Source organism: Mucilaginibacter psychrotolerans, assembly GCF_004519315.1.
GTDB lineage: Bacteria > Bacteroidota > Bacteroidia > Sphingobacteriales > Sphingobacteriaceae > Mucilaginibacter > Mucilaginibacter psychrotolerans.
Genome location: NZ_SOZE01000003.1, coordinates 274,343 through 290,613, shown reverse-complemented (window position 1 = coordinate 290,613; position 16,271 = coordinate 274,343). Strand labels below are relative to the sequence as shown.

General features: G+C 47.7%; 13 protein-coding genes. 7 read left to right on the top strand and 6 right to left on the bottom strand.

Going from position 1 to position 16,271, the window contains the following annotated elements:
* Positions 1-104 precede the first annotated feature (104 nt).
* The gene (locus E2R66_RS05185; protein WP_133227343.1) at positions 105-1,142 is read left to right on the top strand and encodes a 3'-5' exonuclease; all 1,038 of its coding nucleotides are present in this window, start codon (positions 105-107) and stop codon (positions 1,140-1,142) included.
* Positions 1,143-1,207: 65 nt separating this feature from the next.
* On the opposite strand, the gene queG is transcribed toward E2R66_RS05185, so the two are convergent.
* Positions 1,208-2,176: a tRNA epoxyqueuosine(34) reductase QueG gene (gene queG, locus E2R66_RS05180; RefSeq protein ID WP_133227341.1), complete on the bottom strand. Its 969-nt coding sequence runs from the start codon at positions 2,174-2,176 to the stop codon at positions 1,208-1,210.
* Positions 2,177-2,316: 140 nt separating this feature from the next.
* On the opposite strand from queG, the gene E2R66_RS05175 reads away from it, so the two are divergent.
* A complete protein-coding gene (locus E2R66_RS05175; RefSeq protein ID WP_133227339.1) occupies positions 2,317-2,553 on the top strand; it encodes a hypothetical protein in 237 nt (78 codons plus the stop codon).
* 42 nt (positions 2,554-2,595) lie between these two features.
* On the opposite strand, the gene E2R66_RS05170 is transcribed toward E2R66_RS05175, so the two are convergent.
* The 4 genes from E2R66_RS05170 to E2R66_RS05155 form a co-directional block, all read right to left on the bottom strand.
* Positions 2,596-3,075 (bottom strand): nuclear transport factor 2 family protein, encoded by a 480-nt coding sequence (locus E2R66_RS05170; RefSeq protein WP_133227337.1) that lies wholly within the window; start codon positions 3,073-3,075, stop codon positions 2,596-2,598.
* A 36-nt stretch (positions 3,076-3,111) separates the two neighbouring features.
* Complete coding sequence (locus tag E2R66_RS05165) at positions 3,112-4,020, bottom strand: polysaccharide deacetylase family protein (protein WP_192901943.1); 909 nt, start codon at positions 4,018-4,020, stop codon at positions 3,112-3,114.
* 88 nt (positions 4,021-4,108) lie between these two features.
* Entirely contained in the window at positions 4,109-5,263 is a 1,155-nt protein-coding gene (locus tag E2R66_RS05160) for a Gfo/Idh/MocA family protein (RefSeq protein WP_133227335.1), read from the bottom strand.
* Positions 5,264-5,283: 20 nt separating this feature from the next.
* Positions 5,284-7,566 carry a GH92 family glycosyl hydrolase gene (locus E2R66_RS05155; RefSeq protein WP_133227333.1) on the bottom strand — a complete coding sequence of 761 codons (2,283 nt, stop codon included), beginning with the start codon at positions 7,564-7,566 and terminating at the stop codon, positions 5,284-5,286.
* 206 nt (positions 7,567-7,772) lie between these two features.
* Between E2R66_RS05155 and E2R66_RS05150 the strand changes: the two genes are divergently transcribed.
* The 4 genes from E2R66_RS05150 (at position 7,773) to E2R66_RS05135 (ending at position 13,787) form a co-directional block, all read left to right on the top strand.
* Entirely contained in the window at positions 7,773-9,623 is a 1,851-nt protein-coding gene (locus tag E2R66_RS05150; RefSeq protein WP_133227331.1) for a CocE/NonD family hydrolase, read from the top strand.
* A 267-nt stretch (positions 9,624-9,890) separates the two neighbouring features.
* On the top strand, positions 9,891-11,831 hold the full coding sequence (locus E2R66_RS05145) for an LTA synthase family protein (RefSeq protein WP_133227329.1): 1,941 nt from the start codon (positions 9,891-9,893) through the stop codon (positions 11,829-11,831).
* Positions 11,832-11,923: 92 nt separating this feature from the next.
* The gene (locus E2R66_RS05140; RefSeq protein ID WP_133227327.1) at positions 11,924-12,427 is read left to right on the top strand and encodes a cupin domain-containing protein; all 504 of its coding nucleotides are present in this window, start codon (positions 11,924-11,926) and stop codon (positions 12,425-12,427) included.
* 457 nt (positions 12,428-12,884) lie between these two features.
* The gene (locus E2R66_RS05135) at positions 12,885-13,787 is read left to right on the top strand and encodes a hypothetical protein (protein ID WP_133227325.1); all 903 of its coding nucleotides are present in this window, start codon (positions 12,885-12,887) and stop codon (positions 13,785-13,787) included.
* Positions 13,788-13,878: 91 nt separating this feature from the next.
* On the opposite strand, the gene E2R66_RS05130 is transcribed toward E2R66_RS05135, so the two are convergent.
* Positions 13,879-14,883 (bottom strand): LLM class flavin-dependent oxidoreductase, encoded by a 1,005-nt coding sequence (locus E2R66_RS05130; protein ID WP_133227323.1) that lies wholly within the window; start codon positions 14,881-14,883, stop codon positions 13,879-13,881.
* A 341-nt stretch (positions 14,884-15,224) separates the two neighbouring features.
* Here E2R66_RS05130 and E2R66_RS05125 point away from each other — a divergent pair, with 341 nt between their 5' ends.
* Positions 15,225-16,082: a sigma-70 family RNA polymerase sigma factor gene (locus E2R66_RS05125; protein WP_133227321.1), complete on the top strand. Its 858-nt coding sequence runs from the start codon at positions 15,225-15,227 to the stop codon at positions 16,080-16,082.
* Positions 16,083-16,271 lie beyond the last annotated feature (189 nt).

Genomic DNA, 16,271 nt, shown 5'->3' with positions numbered 1-16,271 from the left:
TCACAGGCTTGAAAATAGGCAATTATCTGGTTAATTTAATCACAAAAATAAACTACCGAAAATTTTAAGGTTTTTGCCACCTTTGCAGTCCCGATCTAATAACCATGAAATTAAATTTAAAACGGCCACTTGCCTTTTTCGACCTGGAAACCACCGGTACAAATATCGGCACCGACCGTATTGTAGAAATATCTGTAATAAAACTTAACCCCGAAGGCAGCGAAGAGGTGATGACCTGGCGCATACATCCGGGTATCCCTATCCCGCTGGAATCATCAATTGTGCACGGCATTTATGATGAGCATGTAAAAGACGAAAAGCGTTTTCACGAACTGGGTGTGGAAATAGCCGCTTTTATAGGTGATAGTGACCTTGCCGGCTACAACAGCAATAAATTCGACATCCCAATGCTGATGGAAGAATTCCTGCGCGCCGGTATCCTGTTCGACCTGGAGAACCGCTACTTTGTAGATGTGCAAAATATTTTCCACCAGATGGAGCAGCGCACACTGCGGGCCGCATACAAATTTTATTGCGATAAAGACATCATAAACGCCCACAGCGCCGAGGCCGATACCCGGGCAACCATGGAGGTTTTGTTGGCGCAGGTTGAGCGTTATGTAGATACCGAATACGAAGACAAAAAAGGCAACCGCAGCAAGCCGGTAACAGGCGATGTAGAGGAGTTGCACAAATTTACTAACCTTAGCCGCCCGGTTGACTTTGCCGGCCGTATGGTGTACAACGAGGAAGGTGAGGAACTGATAAACTTTGGCAAGCACAAAGGCAAAAAGGTAGAAGATGTACTGAATGTAGAGCCAAGCTACTATTCCTGGATGATGCAGGGCGATTTTCCATTATATACCAAGCGAAAATTGGAAGGGATATACAAACGCTGGAGCGCCAAAAGGGCCGCCGAGAAACAGGCTGCCAGGCCTGCTCAGCAAAGTACGCCACATACTCCGGAGGCCAAACCAGCTGCACCCAAGCCGGCATTTACCAACAATGCGCCAAAAACAACGCCACAAATCAACAGGCCTCACTTCAATAACAACCAGCCCGCTAAAAAGAAAGAGGAGCCAACAAAGCCTATTGACGATGATATGCTGAAACTGCTGGCCAATAAATTTGGGAAGAGCTAAGCTCAGCCCCAGCCCCCCAACCCCCTGAAGGGGGATCTCAAAAAAACAAAAAGCCCACCTATTTATTAGATGGGCTTATTTTTTGCTCCCCCTTTAGGGGGCTGGGGGGCTAAAAACGATATATTCCTTTTCAACCCATCGAATTTGGTGCGTTTTACTGCCGAATTTTTGAATACTTTTTGGAACACATCCTGCGTTAAATCGTTCCAATCTTCCTTTTTCAGGCCGAGTAATTCGGCATGAGGGGCAAAGGCCGGTTCGGTATGGATTACGGAGAAACGGTTCCAGGGGCAAACATCCTGGCAAATATCGCAGCCAAACATCCAGTTATCCATTTTGCCTTTGAATTCGGCGGGGATCTCGTCCTTCAATTCTATGGTGAGGTAAGATATGCAGCGGCTGCCATCAACCACATAAGGGCCAACAATGGCATCAGTAGGGCAGGCATCTATGCATCGGGTACAGGTACCGCAATGGTCGGCAGTAGGTTCTACGTCGTATTCCAGTTCTATATCTACGATTAGTTCCGCCAGGAAAAAAAAGGAACCGGCGTGCTTGTTCAATAAATTGGCGTTTTTGCCTACCCAGCCTAATCCAGCTTTTTTGGCCCAGGCTTTATCCAGCACGGGTGCCGAATCTACAAACGCCCGGCCGCCAACTTCGCCAATTTCGCGGTTGATAAACGCTAATAATTGCTTTAGCTTGTCTTTTATAACAAAATGATAATCAGTACCGTAAGCATACTTGGATAATTTGGGTGCTGATGGGTCGGTTTGTTGTTCGTCGGTGTAATAATTCAACGCTACCGATATCACCGATTTTGCGCCATCAACCAGCAGGCGCGGGTCCAGTCGTTTATCGAAATGGTTTTCCATGTAGCGCATCTCACCATGCATGCCTTTGTTCAGCCAAGTTTCCAAACGTGGTGCTTCGTCCTCTAAAAACTCCGCTTTGGCAATGCCGCAAAACAAGAAGCCCAGGTTTTTAGCCTCGGCCTTTATCATTTGCGAATATGCAGAGCGGTTTTGCGGCATTGGAGCAAAGATACGGAGGAAAGTCGGAAAAGTAGGGGATTCAGTAAAGTCCCGATTCCCGATTTTTTGGACTCGCCCCAAAACTTGGTACGGTTTTTTCTATCTATAAGTTAATAACATCAACCTTAAATTTAAAACATATGGAAACGACAATAGAAAAATTCGACCGCGCCAATAATCAGGGCAAGAACCATGATATTAAAGGCAATGTGGACAACGTGGATAATGAAACATTAAAGCCAGACGACGGCTTGGATGCCGACAAAGCGAAAGAAATACCCACCGTAACACCGGATAATGATAACGAAGAGCTGGAAAATCCGCAGCCGCAAAACGCATCCAACAAAGGGCAAGGCCCGGCGGGCGAGAACCTCTAAAAGCAACAAAGCCTCTTCTGACGACGGAAGAGGCTTTGTTATTTAGTTACCGTTATGGTACGCCATCTTATTTACATAGGTGGCCTCACTGCTTATCTGGTTCTTATCGTCAATGCGGAACACGCTGCACTTGCGTACATCATAACGCACATTACCGTTGTCTTTATCCTTTAAACCGATTACATCATATTCAACCACCACGGTACTATCTGTATTGATAGTTCTATCAACCAGGTATTTAGCATCGGGCGAAACGTAGAACTCCAGATGGAATATTTCATCGGCGCCGGTAGGGCCGTTTGCCGTGCCTTTCCAATCGCTGCTGGTGATACTAGCTTTGGGTCCGTATTGGCTTACCAGGCTTTTCAGGTCGTGATCGTTAAGGTACCTGAAGTGTTCCTGTATCAGCATAGCTGATTGCGCCTTCCTGTCAACGTTAGGTTTTTCGGGTTGCTGGTTGCATGCTGCTAAAGCGGTGGCAGAAAACAAAGCAATCAAAACGGAACGGGATGTAATATGCATGGCTAAAGATAAAAAGCTTTTTAAATTAAGCCGCTATTAAAAGCTGTTTTTAATGGCGTTGCCCAGGGTTTTGGTGCTCCAGTACCCGCTATCTAAGATGCGCCTTACGGTCAATAATGGGTATTCAGGATCGCGTTTATCTGCAAGTTGGAAAGCCATCTTAAAGCCCCTTTGCTGTATCTCGGGCAATACGGGTTTCTTCCATATACCGAACGGGTAAGCAAAGTAGATGATTTTTTTGCCCGTGATCTCTTCCAGTTTCTTGGTAGGCTTATCTATTTGGGTAACCCAATCATCAACCGGGCGGTTGGTTATTTTGCCGTTTTTACCTTTTATCTGGAACACGCCGTTGTGGGTGTACCTATCCACACGGTGATGATCCCAGGTGTGGCTGGCAATTACGTTACCTGCATCTGATAATTGTTTAACCATATCAGCTGTCATATATCGTGGGCGGCCTATCGATACCGTCATTACGAAGTACACAGCTTTGAACCCGTATTTTTTCAACTCAGGCGCAGCAATGGTGAACTGGTCAAGGTCGGTATCATCAAACGTGAGCATAATGGGTTTTTTGGGTAATGCCGCGCCGGTAGTAAGGTAGTTGTACAACTGATCGGGCAGGATGGTGTGGTAGCCGCTATCAGCCAGCATCTTGATATGCTCCTTAAAGGCAGCTATCTGCACGATGTAGTCTTTCGCGCCTTTGCTGTCGGTGGCTTTCCAGTCGCGTATTTGGTGGTAGCACAGGATAGGTACTTGTTTACGTGCTAAGACTGCCGCATTATCAACAGGGCCTGTTGCCAGTGTAACGGTAGCGGGCGTGGCAGTAGTTTGTGCTGTACCCGGAGTGTCAGCGTTTTTATCGGTTGTTGATGGTTTAGACTGGCAGGATACCATGCCTAAAATGCAGAGCGGCAGTAGTACAGAAAGTTGTTTGAACATAGCGCAGGTGATTGTTTATTTTTACAGGGCGCTAAAATAATACAATTCCAAAGGATATATTATTAACTGTTAATAAATAAAACGGAATTTAAAGTACGATGCGCCTGCCCTCTGCAATAGAACGTTTGGCGGCATCTAATATCTGCATTACAATCATGTTATACTTAAGCGAGGAGCGGTCGTTGATCCCGAGCAACCTGTTTTTAAGCACCAATTGCAGATAAGTTACCGGGTTATCCAGCGGCGGCTCCAGCGTATTGGTGGTAGTTGCGTTGCTGGTATTATCGTTTATGCGGGTTAGCGTATTGCTCCGGTCCAGCGCGTGCATGTAGCCCTTTTCGCCGAAAACTTCAAGGTCTTTAATAGAGAACGGCCAGTTCCACGATGCTTCGATGAGGCCGGTTGCGGTGGGATATTCTATCACGATGTTTACGTCGTCTTCTACCTTGGGGTACACGTTCAGCTTAAAATGGCGTGCCACTGCTGTTACGGCAACTGGGCGTTGGCCATCCATCAGCCAGGTCATCAAATCTGCACCGTAGCAGCCAAAATCTATCAGGGCACCTCCGCCGTTCAGGTCGGGGTCGGTGAGCCAGCTCAGGAACTCTTTGCTGCAGCCAATTTCCTTAGGCCCCTGATGGCCATCGTGTACCACCATTTTGCGTATTTGGCCAATGCTGTCTTTCGATGCCATGTTGTACACATGCTGGTAAGAAGGGTACCAGGTGGTTTCGTAATTGGTGAGTAGTTTAATATAGTACTTCAATGCCAAAAACTCCATGCGTTTGGCCTGCGCAAGGGTGGCAGCTAGTGGTTTCTCTACCATAACACTGATGCCCAGCGGTGCGCATATCTCTACAATATCTATATGTTTAGCTACCGGGTTATAGCCCAAAACGGCTTCGGGCTTAGTGGCAAGCACCATCTTTTTCAGGTCGTCGTAAAAGATAGAATCGGGCAGGTGGTATTTTTGCTGGTATTTGGCGCGCAGCTGCCTATCGGCTTCGGCTATACCTACGATAATTACCTTGCCTTGTTGGTACTCGCTCAGGATGCCGTTGACGTGGTCATGCGCCATACCGGCAATGCCCAGCCTGGTAGTACTCAACAATACCGGCGCGGCCGACGGCGTGGTGACCGCCGGCGCTACCGGTTTTATTTTTAGGGTGTCCTGCGCAAATGAAATTGATTTAAATGCACCCGCAAGGATGGCCAGGCAAATTAAAAATCGCGTTATTTTCATAGGACAAACATACACAGTTTTTACTTTTCGGTTGATAACGAATAAGGCGCCGACACTGTTTTGGTACCCCTTACTTTATTTGGCGCTGCCGACATGTTGAAGTTAAGTACCGCACCTTTGAGCAAATCGGTGTGGTTTAACCAGTTCAAATCATAAGCTTTGCCGTTTACGCTAAGCGATTGTACATAAGTATTGGCCGCACTGTTGTTGGGTGCGTTTATAACTACCTTTTTGCCATTATCCAGCGTAAGCGTAAGTTTTTTGAATAATGGCGTGCCTAATACATATTGGCCGCTGCCCGGGCAAACCGGGTAAAAGCCCATTGCCGAGAATACGTACCAGGCCGATGTTTGTCCATTATCCTCATCACCGCAGTAACCATCGGGCGTGGCTTTGTAAAGCTTATTCATTACATCGCGCACGTGCAGCTGGGTTTTCCAGGGTTGGCCTGCATAATTGTAAAGATAAGTCATGTGCTGTATGGGTTGGTTGCCGTGGGCGTATTGGCCCATGCCGGCAATCTGCATTTCGCGTATCTCGTGTATCACCTCGCCGTAATAGCTATCATCAAAAACCGGAGGCAGTGACCACACCGAATCGAGCTTGGCCACAAATTTCTGTTTGCCACCCATCAAATCAATCAAGCCCTGTATATCGTGGAAAACGCTCCAGGTGTAATGCCAGCTGTTGCCCTCTGTAAAGGCATCGCCCCATTTGAACGGGCTGAACGGGCTTTGGAATTTTCCATCCCTGTTTTTCCCACGCATAAAGCCTGTTGATGGGTCGAACAGGTTTTTATAGTTCATGCTGCGTTTTTTGTACAGGTCTGTTTCTGATGCCGGGCGGTTGAGTGCCTTGCCCAATTTATAGATGGTGAAATCGTCATATGCATACTCCAGGGTACGCGCTGCGTTCTCGTTTATCTTCACATCGTAAGGTACATAACCCAACGTGTTATAGTAATCTACGCCGTCGCGGCCGGTTGCTGCCGGGCCATCGTTATTTGCGCCATGTATAAGGGCCTGGTACAGCGTGTTGATGTCATAACCACGGAGGCCTTTAAGGTAAGCATCAGCTACTACCGATGCCGAGTTGTTGCCTACCATCACATCAGAATAACCGGGGCTGCTCCACTCGGGCAGCCAACCGCCTTCTTTATAATCATTTACCAAACCGGCCTGCATTTCTTTGTTGATTTCGGGATACACCAAATTCAGGAAAGGGTACAGTGCGCGGAAAGTATCCCAAAAGCCCGTGCCTGCAAATTTATAGCCGGGTTTAACGGTGCCATCCTGTGCGCTCCAGTGTATGGGCTGATTTTTGGCATCCAGTTCATACATTTTATTAGGGAAGAAAAGCATGCGGTACAGGCAGGAATAAAAGGTGCGGGTTTGGTCTACCGTGCCACCTTCTACTGCTAAACGGCTAAGGGTTTTGTTCCAGGTAGCTTTTGCTTTGGCGCAGGTCGCATCAAAGCTTTCTTTGCCAATTTCGCGTTGCAGGCTGAGTTCGGCCTGCTCCAGGCTTATGAATGATGAGGCTACGCGCAGGTGCACTTTTTCGCCTTGAACGGTTTTAAAACCAATAACGGCACTAACATGCTTCGCACTAAGTTCGGTACCCTCGGTAAACGTGCTGTCGCTAAATAACTGCGCCATGCCGATGGCCTTATCTACATAAATAACAAAGTAGTTCTTAAAGTTTTTTAGCGGGCCACGGGCGTATTTGGTAGCGTAACCTGTGATTTTGCCGGCAGCGCGGTCAACCTTAATAAATGATGCTTTATCGAAAGCATCTATCACGATGTACGAGCTATCGCTTTTGGGGTAGGTGAACCTGAATTGTGCGCCACGCTCGGTAGCAGTGATTTCTGTAGTCACGTCGTGGTCGGCCAGGTAAACGCTGTAGTAATAAGGTTTAGCTACCTCGGTTTTATGCGAGAACCAGCTTTGACGGCCATTTTGCGTAACCTGCAATTTGCCGGTTATCGGCATAATGGCAAACTGCCCGTAATCATTCATCCAGGGCGATGGCTGGTGCGTTTGCTTAAAACCGTTTATTTTATAAGCATCGTAGGTGTATTGCCAGCCGTCGCCCATTTTACCGGTTTGCGGGGTCCAGAAATTCATGCCCCATGGCACGGCTATGGCAGGGTAGGTGTTACCGTTGCTGAGGTCGTATTTAGATTGTGTGCCCATCAAAGGGTTAATCCATTCAACCGGGTCGGTTATCTTGCCTGCCTGCTGGGCAAATGCGCCGATAGTAAATAAAGACAGCAATAAAAGGAACGAGCTTTTTTTCATTGGATGTAAGTGGTGGATATATCAGCCGGTAAATATAAAATACTGCGGCATATTGCAGGCCTTTTATATCAATTTTGATACGCAATGATGAAATTGAGACGATGCTGCGACAATTATACCCAAAGCCGCTATTGGATTTTACGCTTTCCTACCCCTGAAAGCGCTTAAGGATTATCAGCTTTTCGCCAAATTCAATACCTTTAGGCATGAAAAAATTTACCTTGCTTTTCATCACCTTGTTTCCGTTGATTGTCGCTGCACAAAACCCCGATTCGGTTTGGTTTGTGAATAATTACATCAAAAAGGAAGTAAGCATCCCCATGCGCGATGGCGTGAAGCTCTTTACATCTATATATATCCCTAAGGATCAAACGGAAAAGCATCCGATATTAATAAGCCGTACACCCTACTCCGTTGCGCCTTATGGTGCGGCTTACCGCAGCTACTGGCGAAGTTATATGATGCGCTACTGCCGGGAGGGCTATATTATCGTAAATCAGGATGTACGCGGCAAATATATGAGTGAGGGTAAATTTGAGGTGGTGCGCCCCTTTAACCCTAATAAGAAAACAAAACAGGATATAGATGAGGCCAGCGACAGCTACGACACCATCGACTGGCTGGTGAAAAACATCGCCAACAATAACGGCAAGGTTGGTGCCATAGGTATTTCATTCCCTGGGTTTTACGCCACGATGGTGGCTTTGAGCGGGCACCCGGCATTGAAAGTGGTTAGTCCGCAGGCACCGGTTACTGATCGTTTCTTTGGCGATGACGACCACCACAACGGCGTGATGATGCTGATGGATGCCTTCGATTTCCAGGTGGTGTACGGCTTTACCGCGCCGAGCCGCAAGCCATCGGTAAACGGTGCATTGGGCAACTTAAAGTTTGATAGCCAGGACAATTACGACCTGTACCTGAAAATGGGGGCGATGCCTAACTTCACCAAACTAAGCGGCGATACCATGAAATTCTGGAGCGATATGATGGAGCACCCCAACCTGGATGCCTGGTGGAAAGCCCGCGATGCGCGTGCAGGTATCAAAAATATAAAACCCGCCATGCTGGTTACGGGCGGCCTTTTCGATGCGGAGGACGCCTACGGCGCATGGCATACTTACCAGGCTTTGGTAAAACAAAGTCCTGCCACCAATAGCAAGCTGGTCATCGGCCCCTGGTACCACGGGCAGTGGGCAAGCAAGGATGGCACGCGGCTGGGCAATGTACAGTTCGGCAGTAACACGGCTGCTTATTACCAGGACCTTGAAGTGCCGTATTTCAATTACTATTTGAAAGGGAAGGGCGCGGATACGCTGAGCAAAGCCACCATCTTTTTCTCGGGCGAGAACAAATGGCGCAGCTTTAGCCAATGGCCGCTTGCGGATATTCAATACACGCCCGTTTATCTGGAACAAAATGGTGCCTTATCCTTCAATCAGATCCAAACATTTGCGCCCTCGTTTGATACTTACATCAGCGACCCGGCCAAACCGGTACCATACACGGAAAAAGTACACGCTTACCGCACCCGCGAGTATATGGACGATGACCAGCGCTTCGCATCCCGACGCACTGATGTGCTGACTTATGACGGTGGTGTTCTTGCCGAAGACCTTACCCTGGCGGGCCCTGTGGTAGCCGATTTATTGGTTGAGCTAAGCAGTACCGATGCGGATTTTGTAGTAAAGATAATAGACGTACTGCCAGATAACACCACTGCCGACCCCATTACCAAATACCCTATGGGGGGCTACCAAATGCTGGTGCGTGCCGAAATTATGCGTGGCAAATTCCGCAACAGCTTTGAACGACCGGAGCCATTTGTGCCTGGCCAAACCACGCAGGTAAAATTTACCCTGCCCGATGTGGCACATACCTTTAAGAAAGGACATAAGCTGATGATACAGATACAAAGCACCTGGTTCCCGCTTACAGACAGGAACCCGCAGCAATTCGTGCCGAATATCAACAAAGCCAGCGATGCAGATTTTGTAAAAGAGACTATAAAGGTGTACCACAACCAATCAAAGATTATACTTCCGGTTGTAAAATGAGGATTGGGGGTTTTTAAAGTATAGTAGTGATTTTTAACACAGAGGCCGCAAAGAGAGAAACACAAAAGCCGCGGAGTATTATTTGATTTGACTCAAAAAAACTCAGTGACCTCTGAGAAAACCTCTGTGTTTGAATAACCACGCAGCGGCAAACGCAAAACAATGATTTAACGCTGACTTAACAATTATTCGCTTTTTGCTAGATTCGCCTGTTCACTAATCCGGCTGCATTTTAGGGCAACCGGATGTAACTTAAGGCATTAATCAATGGGCGATAAATTGAGGTTAGCGGAGTATAAGGTGCTTTTGTACCGCCTGGCGTTGGGCTACTTGTTCTACTTTATTGCCCGGGTGCTGTTTTTTACTTATAACACCAACCTCATTGCTATAGATGATACCGCTACGCTGCTGAAGCTATGCTATTACGGCATCGCGTTCGATACTGCTGCACTGCTGTACGTCAACATCCTGTTTATACTGGCCAGCGTGCTACCCTTTACCATCAATACAAGGCCAGGCTATCAAAAAGGGATTGCCATCTTGTATTTCACAACCAACTTGCTGGCCTACGCAACCAACTTCATCGATATTATCTACTACCGCTTTAGCCAGGTGCGCTCTACAAGGGCCACGCTGGATATCGTTTCTCAAGAGAGCAATAAGGAGGCGCTTACTGCCCATTTTGCCTTTGCCTATTGGTATATCCTGGCACTCTTCATCATTGCGGCATTTTTGTGGATATGGCTTTATAAAAGGGTGAAAGTTAAGCCCGCCCCTACAAAGCCCGGCTGGGCATATTTCGCTTCTTCAGTGGTAGTTTTGCTGATATCGATAGCCTTAATTATCGGTGGCATACGCGGCGATTTTAAACATAGCACCCGGCCCATCAATATGGTTGATGCCTACAAACACGTTACCGTGCCCAACCAGGGCGATGTAGTGCTCAACACGCCGTTTGCTATCATCCGCACTTTTAGCAGCAACAATTTCAAGCTGCAGCATTTTACCGATGAGGCCTATATCAAAGCCAACATACAACCGATTAAGCAATACAATAGCCACCCGGCCAGCAAGCCCAATGTGGTCATTATTATATTGGAGAGCATGGCCCGCGAGTATTGGGGCAGTATGAACCGGCATGCCAATATCCCGGGCTTTAAATCATACACGCCCTTCCTCGATTCATTGAGCGATAGCAGCCTGATATTTACCAACGCCTTTGCCAACGGCCGGCAATCCATCCATGGTATGTCTTCGGTTTTGGCGGGCATCCCCTCATTCCAAACTGCGTTTACCTCGTCGCCTTATGCCAAGCAAAAGATAGCCTCAATCGTATCCATATGCGATAGCCTCGGTTACCAAACCTCGTTTTTCCATGGGGCGGCCAATGGCTCTATGGGTTTCCAGGGCTTCGGCAGCATCCTGGGCTTCAAAAACTATTATGGCCGAACCGAGTATAATAACGATAATGATTTTGACGGTATCTGGGGTATATGGGACGAGCAATTCTTCCGCTTTATGGCCAACACCCTCGGCACGCAGCAGCAGCCCTTTATGGCCACACTTTTCACGCTTTCTTCGCATGATCCGTACCAGCTGCCCGAAAAATATAAAAAACGCTTCTCCGGCGGCCCGCTGCCCATCCACAAAACGGTGCAGTATTCAGATAACGCGTTGCGGCAATTCTTCAACTATGCCAAAACGCAGCCCTGGTACGCCAATACGATCTTTGTGATAACGGCCGACCATACCAGCCAAACCCACTACCCCGAATACAGCAAAGAGCTTAACCGATTTGCCGTGCCGATACTGTTATACAGCGCCAATCCGGCCTATGGGTTAAAAGGCGTACGCACGGATTTAGCTTCGCAGATGGATATCTACCCTTCCCTTGCCGACTTGATCGGTTACAACAAACCCTTCCGCTCATGGGGCCGCAGCCTCATTAGCAATCTGCCTGCCGAAACGCCGAGGGTAATCAACTCCACCGGCAATATCTACCAGTTTATGCAGGGCAACTACACTTACCTGTTCGATGGGGAAAATATCACCGGCATATTCGCCGCCGCCGATAAAGGCCTTGAGCACAACCTGATGGACGGCAAGCCGAACCCCGAAATGGAGAAGGGCATGATGGACTGCAAAGCCTTTATACAGGATTATGCCGATAGGGTAGTGAACCATAAACTGAACTCGATAGCTCATTAATTAATATCGAACACTGAACATCCAATTTCGAATAATGAAGGAAAGAAACTTCGGCATTGGAGATTCAATCGCTTTTTACAGATATTAGCACTATGGAAAAAGCAGCACCAAAAGTATTAGCGGCTAATGAGGGCGAAACCCTATCGGTAATGAGCGGTAACTACCGCATACTGGTATCGGGCAAGGAAACGGGCGGGGCATTTGCCGTTATAGAAATGCTGGTGCCGCCCGGCGGCGGTCCAGGTCCGCATGCGCATGCCGATTTCGAGGAATCGTTCTATATCGTAGAGGGCGAGGTACTCGTAAAATCAGAAGTGTCCACTTTTACCGCGACGAAGGGGGACTTTATCAATATCCCTAAAGGCGGCATTGTACATTGCTTCAAAAACAAAAGCGATAAAATGGCTCATTTGATTTGCACGGTGGTGCCTGCGGGCCTGGAGGAGATGTTCCTGGAGATAGGGCAGCCCGTAAAAGCCGGCGAGTTTTTACCCTCACCGGTAATGAGTGACCCCGAAGTGGCCAAAAAAATGCTGGCCATTGCCGAAAAGTATGGCCAAAAGGTTTACCCGCCTGATTATTTAGACAAGGTATAGATTATTTTGATGCGTTGGCTGGAATGTTCGAAACTTTAAAAATCACAACTTATCGCACGCATATTTGACTCACCCCGGGTTCGCTGTCGCTGCCCGACCCTCTCTCCGCAAGCGGAAAGAAGGTGAGCTACAATTCATTCACCCTCTTTGCGCAGCAGAGAGGGTCGACGCCCGCGAATGGCGGGCCGTCGGGCCTGCCTGTCGGCAGACAGGGTGAGTGAACTCGCGATGCGTACATCTCAACACGTCTTGAACATTATTGGCTTCCAGCCCGTAGGTCGCACAGTGTCAGCTTTCAGCTGACTCAAGCTGGAAGCTTACACGATGCCCACCACGAGATACGCTGCGCTAATCGCGGCGGCGGACTAAAATTAACTCCACTTTCTTCCTCATACAAGCCTAACCTTAAGTAAACACAAAGCTAATACGCTACGCATATCTTGGCCCGAAAAAACAAATGAAGGCTATAAAAGGCGTATTGCTGTTAACCTTATTAAACGCGGGCATTGCCTGGGCACAGGACCTCAAACTGCCGGTACGCGAGCCGGAGGTTTTGAAAGCCAAATACACATTCGATTATTGGGGCAAGCTGGAGCTTTCAGGTATCGTCAGAAGCCGTACGGATAAAAACGTTTTCTGGATGCAGAACGACTCGGGCGACCAGCCGCGCGTATTCGCAATCGATAGCCTGGGCAAATTCTACCAATCGGCACGATACCGCAACTATGAAGGCATCACCATCGCCGGTGCAACCAATGTAGATTGGGAAGATATCGCGGTAGACGACAAAGGCAACCTTATTATTGCCGATATAGGCAACAACTACAACGATCGTCGCGATCTGGTGCTTTACGTAGTGCCCGAGCCATCGCCTATTGCCAGCAACACCACTTTTTTGAAGAAACTCTTCTTTAAATATCCCGACCAGAAAGTTTACAATGCCAAAACGGATTTCAACTACGACTGCGAGGCGGTGTTTTTTGCCGATGGTAAGTTCCACATGCTATCTAAAGATCGTATGGATACCTTCACCCGCCTCTATCGCATGGATGTAGAGCGGATCGACGAAGTAAACACGCTGACGCTATTGGATAAATTTAACATTGGCGGCAAGGTAACTGCTGCCGATTGTACTGAAGACGGCGACCGCCTGGTGGTGATTACTTATCGTTCTATATGGATATTTGAACGAACAGGTCCCGGCTCCAGCTGGTTTAATGGTAATATCTATTGGCTGCCTGTAAAGGCCCCGCAAATAGAATCTGTATGCTTTAAGGATGATAAAACCCTGTGGCTGCTTGACGAAGAAACAGCCGCCCTATACGAAGTGCCTACGAGCAAGCTTGTAAAGGTAAAGTAACCAGGAACTTGTTTCACGATGGGACGAATTTCACGAATGCTAATATCCTGACAGCATTCGTGAAATTCGTTTCAATTAGTGGGATTCGTGTTTATCTTTTCATGGCCTCTGCAAATATCTCGTAGGAGCGAAGCCTGGCCTGGTGGTCGAAGATATGAGAGGTTACCATCACCTCATCTACCTGGGTTTCGGCTATGAAGGCCTGCATTTTTTGCTTCACGGTTTCGGGTCCCCCGAAGATGGCGTAGGTCAGCATCTGCTCTACGGCTTCCTGTTCAAAGTAGTTCCATACGCCTTCCATGGTATCAATGGGTGGGGGCAGTAAATCGCGTTTGCCGGTTACCACGCCCTTGATGAATTGTTGCACCGAAGTTGCCAACCGGTTGGCTTCTGCATCGGTATCGGCCGCTACTACGTTGATACAGCTGATTACGTAGGGCTTATCCAAATATTCCGAGGGCTTAAAATTCTGGCGATACAGCGCTATCGCCTCTAAAAAATATGTAGGGGCAAAGTGACTGGCAAATGCATAGGGGAGGCCTTTTGCTGCAGCAAGGCGGGCACTATCCAGGCTGGAACCTAATATCCAGATGGGTATATCAATCCCTTCGCCCGGCACGGCGCGCACTTTGCTGTGCTCGTTATCTGCCGAAAAATATTGTTGTAGCCGTTCTACGTCCTGGGGGAAGTTGAACGCGGCGTTCATGTTTTCGCCACGAATGGCCATGGCGGTAAGCTGATCGGAACCCGGCGCACGACCCAGGCCCAGATCTATACGACCGGGGTATAAGGATGCCAGCGTACCGAATTGCTCGGCTACCACCAGCGGCGCATGGTTGGGCAGCATTACACCGCCACTGCCTACACGGATGGTTTTGGTGCCGCCGGCAATATAGCCAATGAGTATGGTTGGGGCCGAGCTGCCCACGTTGATCATGTTATGATGCTCGGCAAACCAATAGCGAGTGTAACCCAAACGCTCGGCATGGCGTGCCAGATCGAGGCTGTTTGGGAAGGTATCTGCGGGCGTTTGGCCCTGTACTACGGTAGCCAAATCAAGTACAGAGTAGGGTATGTTGTTAAGAATAGATGTCATATTATAAAACAATAAAGCCAAAACTAAGGTATATGGTTTGTTGTGTTTGTCAACAAATCATAAATGACTTTGTGCATACATTTAAAATAATCGCGAATATGAAAATATAAGTGTTTGTTTTACACTGTGACTACAATTGTTTATGTATCTTTGCTAATTGATTTGGAGCAACGAAATACAAACACTTCTTAACTTGGGTTTATACGCTAAACTTTACCAAAAATTTGCTCTTTTCGTGCATAAGCAATACTTATCTCCGGATCGTACCAATTTTTTTCATTCTTTTTATTTTTAGTACCCCGCCGGTTTATTGGTCGGCATAATTTGGAACATTTTTATATATGAGACAGCTTAAGATTTCACAATCGATTACCAACCGCGAATCACAATCACTGGACAAATACCTTACCGAAATTGGCAAGGTAGACCTTATTTCGGCACAGGAAGAGGTTATACTGGCGCAGAAGATACGCGAAGGCGATCAGGCGGCCCTTGAGCGATTGACAAAAACCAACCTGCGCTTTGTGGTTTCGGTTGCTAAGCAATACCAAAATCAGGGCCTTACATTGGGCGACCTTATTAACGAAGGTAACCTGGGCCTGATTAAAGCTGCAAAGCGTTTCGACGAAACCAAGGGCTTCAAATTTATCTCTTACGCCGTTTGGTGGATCCGCCAGTCGATACTGTCGGCCGTTGCCGAGCAAAGCCGTATTGTGCGTTTGCCGCTTAACCAGATAGGCTCACTGAGCAAGATCAACCGCTCTGCATCAAAACTGGAGCAGGAATTAGAGCGCCAGCCAACGCCTGAAGAACTGGCCGATGACCTGGAGACCACTACCGAGAAGATATCAGATTCTCTTTCCAACTCGGCCCGCCAGGTATCTATGGACGCGCCATTCATCACCGGCGAAGAAAATACCCTGCTGGATGTATTGCAAAGCGGCGACGCTGCTACAGACAGCGAACTGATGGCCGATTCGTTGAGCCAGGAGATCAAACGCTCGCTGAACATTTTGGCTGAGCGCGACAGGCAGGTGATCGTATTGTTCTTTGGTTTGAACAATAACGCACCGCACTCGCTGGAAGAAATAGGCGAGAAGTACAATCTTACCCGCGAACGCGTTCGCCAGATAAAAGATAAAGCCCTGATGCGCTTAAGGCAAAATTCAAAGGCAAATCTTTTGCAATCGTACTTGTAAGCATCAATCGCCCGATATTTGAACGCCCCGGTTTTAAACAAGCCGGGGCGTTTTGTTTTAAATAATAATACGTCATTTTATTACTTGTTTCAAGACCCCATCATCTAAGTAGCCAATTGCCTAACCACCTTCAAGGCCCATTACCTGCAGTATAAGATACCCGCCTTTATTATTTTATTTTAATAGGCA

Bases quoted from the DNA above. Each gene is read 5' to 3' on its own strand.
- E2R66_RS05145 (WP_133227329.1), top strand. From the start codon at position 9,891: ATGGGCGATAAATTGAGGTTAGCGGAGTATAAGGTGCTTTTGTACCGC.
- E2R66_RS05165 (WP_192901943.1), bottom strand. From the start codon at position 4,020: ATGTTCAAACAACTTTCTGTACTACTGCCGCTCTGCATTTTAGGCATG.
- E2R66_RS05170 (WP_133227337.1), bottom strand. From the start codon at position 3,075: ATGCATATTACATCCCGTTCCGTTTTGATTGCTTTGTTTTCTGCCACC.
- E2R66_RS05135 (WP_133227325.1), top strand. From the start codon at position 12,885: ATGAAGGCTATAAAAGGCGTATTGCTGTTAACCTTATTAAACGCGGGC.
- E2R66_RS05130 (WP_133227323.1), bottom strand. From the start codon at position 14,883: ATGACATCTATTCTTAACAACATACCCTACTCTGTACTTGATTTGGCT.
- E2R66_RS05125 (WP_133227321.1), top strand. From the start codon at position 15,225: ATGAGACAGCTTAAGATTTCACAATCGATTACCAACCGCGAATCACAA.
- queG (WP_133227341.1), bottom strand. From the start codon at position 2,176: ATGCCGCAAAACCGCTCTGCATATTCGCAAATGATAAAGGCCGAGGCT.
- E2R66_RS05175 (WP_133227339.1), top strand. From the start codon at position 2,317: ATGGAAACGACAATAGAAAAATTCGACCGCGCCAATAATCAGGGCAAG.
- E2R66_RS05155 (WP_133227333.1), bottom strand. From the start codon at position 7,566: ATGAAAAAAAGCTCGTTCCTTTTATTGCTGTCTTTATTTACTATCGGC.
- E2R66_RS05185 (WP_133227343.1), top strand. From the start codon at position 105: ATGAAATTAAATTTAAAACGGCCACTTGCCTTTTTCGACCTGGAAACC.
- E2R66_RS05140 (WP_133227327.1), top strand. From the start codon at position 11,924: ATGGAAAAAGCAGCACCAAAAGTATTAGCGGCTAATGAGGGCGAAACC.
- E2R66_RS05150 (WP_133227331.1), top strand. From the start codon at position 7,773: ATGAAAAAATTTACCTTGCTTTTCATCACCTTGTTTCCGTTGATTGTC.
- E2R66_RS05160 (WP_133227335.1), bottom strand. From the start codon at position 5,263: ATGAAAATAACGCGATTTTTAATTTGCCTGGCCATCCTTGCGGGTGCA.